A 6,677-nucleotide genomic window follows, 5' to 3' on the forward strand; every position below is an offset into this window, starting at 1 on the left:
GGCAACGTCCACCGCTTCACGATGAAAACGTTTTCCGTCTTCGGAGGGAGCCGCGCCCTGCATTTCCCTTCTCCCTTTTGGGTGAAGGCGTGCTGCTTGCGAGCCATCGGCTCGCGCACGTTGAACACCCTTGCGCCGTGCGCAAGGGCCGGGGAATCAGGGTTTGCTTTGAATCAGCAACAACGCCGCTCAAGCGAGATGCCGCGGCGGCACATCCACATAACAACCGCCGCGCAGTGCTCCGCAGCGCCTCCAGCACCCGCTCGGCGCCGGGCGACAGCAACTGGTCGCGGCGGCGGACGATGCCGAAGAATTCCATGCGCACGCCCAGCTCGATCGGCAGCGCGACCAGCTGGCCCGCCTGCACGTACGGCGCCATCGAATCGATCGGCAGCGCGGTCAGCAGGTCGCCGCTGCGCAACAGGTTGGTGATGACCGGCAGCGCCGAGGTCTCGATGATGTTGTGCGGCCGCCGCAGGCCGTGTTCCAGGAACACCGACACCGGAGAGGAAGGAAGGGGAGGAAACACCTCCACTTCCCGCCATGCCACGCTCAGAACGTCACGCGGAGCGTCGCGGCGTAGCGCGTGTCGTTGACGTACCAGGAAGTGACGCGGCGGCCGGCGTCGTTCTGGTCCATGAGCGTGCGCTGTTCGGCATTGTTGAGATTGTTCATCTCCAGGCCGACCTGCACGTGGTCGTTGAACCGGTAGAAGATCGAACCGTCCAACTGGCCGTAGGCGTCGCTGTACACCGGCAGCTTCCAGGCAATCTCGTTGTCGGTTCCGTTGTAGCCATTGGGCCCGATCGACAGCAGGTACTCGCTGCGCCAGTTGTAGGCCAGGCGGATCTGCCAGGGGCCCTTCTCGTAGAAGGCGGCGACGTTGTAGGAATTCTTGGACAGACCGTCAGCCGGCATGTCGCCGAACGTCGAGCCATCGGTGTCGACCGGCTGCGCATCCGCGTCGACCGGCACGTCGGTCGAGCTGTCGATGTAGGTGTAGTTCGCCGATATACCGAAGCCGTCGAAAGGCGCCGGCAGGAAGTCAAAGAACTGGTTCCAGCCGATCTCCGCACCCTGGATGCGCGCCTCGCCGGTGTTGATGATCTGCGTGACCAGGTACTCGTATTCGTTCCCGTCGGCGCCCGGGTAGGCCACCAGTCGCGACTGGTTGCGGAAGTAATCCTTGATGTCCTTATGGAAGAAGTTGATCCAGGCCATGCCGCCCTTGTCCGGATCGAAGTACCACTCCAGCGACAGGTCGAACTGGTTGGCCTTCATCGGCTCCAGGTAGGGGTTGTCCATGGAACTGCCGGTGAGATTCAGATCGGTAACCGGCAGTGTGGGAGGATCGTCCGGGCCCGGCGGATCAATGCCTTCCCTCGGGCCGGCGCTCAGGACCTGGTAGGCCTGCATGTCGCTGAACGCCGGCCGGGCGATGGCCTTGGAGGCGGCGAAGCGTAGGATCAGGTTGTCGGTCGCTTCCCAGCGGACATTGAGGCTGGGCAGGATGTCAGTATAGGAATTGCTGGCCGTGATCGGCTCCGATTCACCGGCGCCCAGATACGGCGCATAGGGAACGTTCGGATAGACCAGGAACCCGCGGGCGGAATTCTCGGTGCGCACCGCGCGCACGCCGACGTTGCCGTCGAGACGTATGTTGTCCAGGGCGAAATCCAGCATCACGTAGCCGCCGGTGGTCGTCTCGCCCTGCACGTTGGTCCACTCCGGATCCCGTATGTTCCGCGGCGTGGTCAGCCCCACATAGCAGGGAGTTGTACTTCCCTCAGGACATCTCAAGTAGTACGGAGCGGCGGCCCCGTGGATCGCCAGGAAGCTGTCGGGGAAACCGAGCGCGGTTTGCAGCACGGGCGCGAGGAAGGAGCCCGGCGTATTGGCATCGCCGCGGTAGAAATTGTCGAAGGTATTCAGGTTCACCAGGCTGGAATTGACTTCGCCGTTGAGATCCAGCGGCGGCATCGGGCCGTCACTCGGCAGGGCCCACCCGCGCATCCAGGTCTGGAACACCCCTCTCCAGTCGTATCCGGTATCTCTGCTCGTGGCGCCACGATCGGTCAGGCGAACGCCGAACTTGACCGCCCGGAAGAAGCCGCTGTCGAAGCTGTGCCTGAGGTCGGCGCGCCAGGCCAACTGGTCGGCCTCATTGTCGTCCCGATGGTCCTGGGTGAAACCCCAGTAGTAATTGTCGGGGTTGGTCGTGAACTGCTCGTCGATGCCGATCGACGGCGTGCCGCCACCCAGCGCAACGTCGATATACGGCACGTCGACGGCGATGGCCACCACGTTCTGCATGGCCTTGGTGGTGGCCTTGATGTACTGGAAGTCGGTCGTGAGTTCGGTGCTGTCGTTGAGCGTCCACTTCAGGCCGAAGGAGAAATCGGTGGTCTTGGACTTGCGTTGCGTGGCCATGATGTCCGTGCCCATCGGGATGCCGCCGGGCTGGGTGATCCGGCCCGAGCGGAATACATTGCCGTCCAGCTCGAAGGGCTGGCTGGTGTCGAGCGTGACCGCGGTGGGATCGTTGTGGGAGAAGATGGCGTCCTCGTTCCAGAGCTCGTCGTACCGGCTCTGGAAGCCGGTGGCGTAGAGCTCGATGTCGTCGCTGGGTTGCCACTGCAGGGCGACATAGACGCCCTGGCGTTCGCGTTCGAACTCCAGCGTGCGCCAGTCGGCGCCTTTTGGCAGCCAGAGTTGCTCGTTGGTGCCGTCGCCGTCGACATCGGTATTGCTGTTCTCGAAGAACGGCCGCACGAACATGCCGTCGGTGCGGGTGGCCAGTTCCGAATGCGCGACATCGACCAGGAAGCCGACCTTGCCGACGCTGGTGTCCCAGTGGTTGCTGTACAGCGCGGAGGCGGAAGGCTTGTACTTCTCGGCGAAGTTGCCGTAGTTCTCGCTGAAGCTGGCGCTGATCCGCTGGCCGTCGAAGTCGAAGGGCTTGAACGTGCGCAGGTCGACGGTGCCGCCGAGGCCGCCTTCGATCATCTCGGCCTTCTGGTTCTTGTAGACGTCGACGCCGGCCAACAGTTCGGAGGGCACGTCCTGGAAGCTCAGGGCGCGGCCGCCATTCGCGGAGAAGCTGTCGCGGCCGTTGAGTTCGGAACGCACCTGGGTCATGCCGCGGACCTGCACGCCGCTGCCTTCGGCGGAGGGGTGTTCCGGATCGCCCACCAACAGGAAGCGGTCGATGGTCACGCCGGGGATGCGCGACAGTGTTTCGGTGACGCTGCGGTCGGGCAACGCGCCGATATCCAGCGCGGTGACCGAGTCGACGAAGGTGTCGGCGTCGCGCTTGATGTCCTGGGCCCGGTAGACGGAACCGCGGATTCCGGTGACGACGACGGCGTCCAGCTCGACGGCCTCGTCCTGGCCGGCGCTGCTCTGCGTTTCCGCAGCCTGCTGCGGTTGCGGTTGCGGTTGCGGCTGCGGCTGCGCCTGTGGTTGCGGCTGCGGCTGCGTCTGCGCTTGTGCCTGCGCACTCAGCAGAGTCGCGATGCTCAACGCGATCAGGGTGTGGGGGAATCGGTTGCGGGTAGAACGGCGGCTCACGGCCGGGCGTGCCGGATCGCGGCGATGTTGCGTTGACATGGTTGTTCCCTCCCAAGGACACATGATTTGCATTGTCGATTGGGGCCCGGACACCGTAGCGCCGCGTGCTCCCTATGGTCGCTCGTTCTTCGGGTCGGCTTTCCGCTCTTGTTGGATGGCGGGTCCGGCACGCAAGCGCCGGGCTCCGCCTGGCGACCTATCGCGCGCTCCGATGGCGCGCGTGTTCCTGAATTCCGCAAATGGGCCGCTTCGAACCGCCGGTGCCTCCCATGAATTGCCGTTGACCGATCGGAATCGTGAAGACGTGACTTCGGTCGGAGCATAGGCGGCGGCTGCGATTCCATACCAATGAAATATTCACTGGTAGCCATATTCTTTTTGGAATGTGGAAGGCTGCCGAATGGGTGAATCCGCGTGAGAACCAAGGCGTTCTCTTGCCCGGTGACGCTGCGCGCAAAACCCGGCAGCTCTTCACAGCTTCCCAATGAAAACGTTTTCTGTTTTCGGAAAGGACGATAGTGGTGGGTCAAGGCCCACCGCAAAGATACGGGCGCGCAAGCCGTACGCTATCGCCCCGAAGGGAGAGGGGCTTCGAGCCGCGGCGGCACATCCGCATACAACCGTCGCGCCGTGCTCCGCAACGCTTCCAGCACCCGTTCGGCGCCGGGCGACAGCAGCTGGTCGCGGCGGCGGACGATGCCGAAGAATTCCATGCGCACGCCCAGTTCGATCGGCAGTGCGACCAGCTGCCCCGCCTGCACGTACGGCGCCACCGAATCGATCGGCAACGCGGTCAGCAGGTCGCCGCTGCGCAGCAGGTTGGTGATGACCGGCAGCGCGGAGGTCTCGATGATGTTGTGCGGCCGCCGCAGGCCGTGCTCCAGGAACACCGAATCCAGCCGCGCGCGCAGCACGCTCTCCGTCGGCGGCAGGATCCAGCCGTAGTCGATCAGGTCGGCATGCTGCAGTCGCGCGCGCCCGGCCAGCGGGTGGCCGGCCCGGGCGATCACCGAATGCGGCTCGTCGGCAAGCGGCTCGAAGTCCAGCTCGGCGGCGCCTTCCGGGCCCATGATGCGGCCGATGACGATGTCCAGCTGCCCGTCCAGCAGCTTGGCCACCAGCGGCCGGCTGTAGTCCATCTCCACCCGGATCATGATGTCGGGGAAGTCGCGCTTGACCATCGCAACCGCCTGCGGCACCAGGTTGGTGCCGGGATTGACCACGGTGCCGATCGCCGCCTGCCCCATCTGCCCGTCGCGCAGCGCCGCGATCTCGTCGTGGGCGCGGCCGATCTCGGAGAGCGCCGAGCGCGCCCGGCGGATCAGCACCTGGCCGTACCAGGTCGGCTCGACGCCGCGGGCGTGGCGCTCGAACAGCTTCACCCCCAGCACGCTTTCCATCTCGGCCAGCAGCTTGGAGGCGGCCGGCTGGGTCATGCTGGCCGCCTCGGCGGCGCGCAGCACGCTGCGCTGCTCGTACAGGTGCAGCAGCAGCAGCAGATGCCGCGTCTTCAGGCGCGAGGCGTTGAACCAGCTGGTGCTTGCCTGGACCATGCGGACCACCCTCCCAGGGTGCGGTGCGGCTGCGGATGCGTGCCGGCCGGCGGCGGGCGATCACGGGAATGCCACGGCCGCCGAGGCTCACGGGCCGATGATACGTATTCACATGGGGAATAGCATCTGGCGAAAATTTCATTTGTCGAACATAGGTTTGCGGGCAAGGCTATGGCCCATCGCCAACCCCGCGAGGGGAGTGACCGGCCTGGGAGCTGACATCCCGGCGGTTGGCGCGACACCGCACCGACGCGCATCGTCAACGGTCGCCCGGCGCAGGATGGCGGACAGCCCCGCCACTGCTGAAGGCCTCATGCCAGGAGGAGGGTCCATGGCGCATCCCATCGGCATCCACGTCTTGCGCAACGCCGTGCGGACCGTCCGCTTGCCGATGCCGTCGCCCCGGTGCGCATGAGCAGGCATCCGTTCCGGCTTCCGCTGATCGCCATCCTGCGCGGCATCCGGCCGCAGGAGGTCCTGGCGCATGTGCAGGTACTGGTGGACGAAGGCTTCGATGCGATCGAGATCCCGCTCAATTCACCCGACTGGACCGACAGCATCGGCAGTGCGGTCCGCGCCTTCGGCGATCGCGCCTGGATCGGCGGCGGCACCGTGCTGCGGACGGCCGACGCCGACGCGCTGGTCGAACTGGGCGCACGCTTCGTCGTTACCCCCAACACCGATCCCGCGCTGATCCGCCATGCGGTGGCGCGCGGACTGCAGGTCGTCGCCGGCTTCGCGACGCCGAGCGAAGCGTTCGCCGCGCTCGACGCAGGCGCGCAGATGCTCAAGCTGTTTCCCGCATCCACCTATGGGCCGGCCCACGTGCGCGCGCTGCGCGCGGTGCTGCCGCCCGTCCCCTTGTTCGTCGTCGGTGGCGTCGACCCGACTGTGCTCGCCGGATACCTCTCCGCCGGCAGCACGGGCGCCGGCATCGGCGGCGAGCTCTATCGGCCGGGGCAACCCGTCGACCGCACGCAGGACAGCGCGCGCGCGTTCAAGCAAGCCTATCTGGAAGTCCTGCCATGAAGATCGTGCGCCTGAGCACCTACCACGCGGCACCGCGCTGGCTGTTCCTGAAGATCGAGACCGACGAGGGCGTCACCGGCTGGGGCGAGCCGGTCATCGAAGGCCGCGCGCAGACCGTGGAAGCGGCCGTGCACGAGCTGTCGGAGTACCTGGTCGGCCGCGATCCGGCGCGGATCAACGACCTGTGGCAGACACTCTATCGCGGCGGCTTCTATCGCGGCGGCCCGATCCTGATGAGCGCCATCGCCGGCATCGACCAGGCGCTGTGGGACATCAAGGGCAAGGCGCTGGGCGTGCCGGTCTACGAACTGCTCGGCGGGCTGGTGCGCGACCGCATGAAGACCTATCGCTGGGTCGGCGGAGACCGGCCGGCCGAGCTGATCGCGCAGATCCGCGCGCTCACCGAGCAGGGCTACGACACGTTCAAGTTCAACGGCAGCGAGGAGCTGGCGCCGCTCGCCGGCACGGCGGCGATCGATGCGCTGATCGCCAAGGTGGCCGGGGTGCGCGAGGCGTTCGGCAACG

General features: G+C 66.0%; 3 protein-coding genes and 2 pseudogenes. 2 read left to right on the plus strand and 3 right to left on the minus strand.

What is annotated here, in order from left to right:
* Window positions 1-223 precede the first annotated feature (223 nt).
* From AB5T46_RS19485 to AB5T46_RS19495, 3 genes and pseudogenes are all read right to left on the minus strand, one after another.
* A pseudogene (locus AB5T46_RS19485) lies at window positions 224-604 on the minus strand (LysR substrate-binding domain-containing protein); the annotation flags it as partial.
* Window positions 553-3,570 carry a TonB-dependent receptor gene (locus tag AB5T46_RS19490; RefSeq protein WP_370565763.1) on the minus strand — a complete coding sequence of 1,006 codons (3,018 nt, stop codon included), beginning with the start codon at window positions 3,568-3,570 and terminating at the stop codon, window positions 553-555. The gene AB5T46_RS19490 and the pseudogene AB5T46_RS19485, both read right to left, overlap by 52 nt.
* Before the next feature lie 566 nt (window positions 3,571-4,136).
* On the minus strand, window positions 4,137-5,123 hold the full coding sequence (locus AB5T46_RS19495) for a LysR substrate-binding domain-containing protein (RefSeq protein WP_370565764.1): 987 nt from the start codon (window positions 5,121-5,123) through the stop codon (window positions 4,137-4,139).
* Between the two features lie 411 nt (window positions 5,124-5,534).
* On the opposite strand from AB5T46_RS19495, the gene AB5T46_RS19500 reads away from it, so the two are divergent.
* Entirely contained in the window at window positions 5,535-6,152 is a 618-nt protein-coding gene (locus AB5T46_RS19500) for a 2-dehydro-3-deoxy-6-phosphogalactonate aldolase (protein ID WP_370565765.1), read from the plus strand.
* A pseudogene (locus tag AB5T46_RS19505) lies at window positions 6,149-6,677 on the plus strand (galactonate dehydratase); the annotation flags it as partial. The gene AB5T46_RS19500 and the pseudogene AB5T46_RS19505, both read left to right, overlap by 4 nt.

It is taken from the genome of Luteimonas salinilitoris (genome assembly GCF_041300785.1).
GTDB classification, from domain to species: domain Bacteria; phylum Pseudomonadota; class Gammaproteobacteria; order Xanthomonadales; family Xanthomonadaceae; genus Luteimonas; species Luteimonas salinilitoris.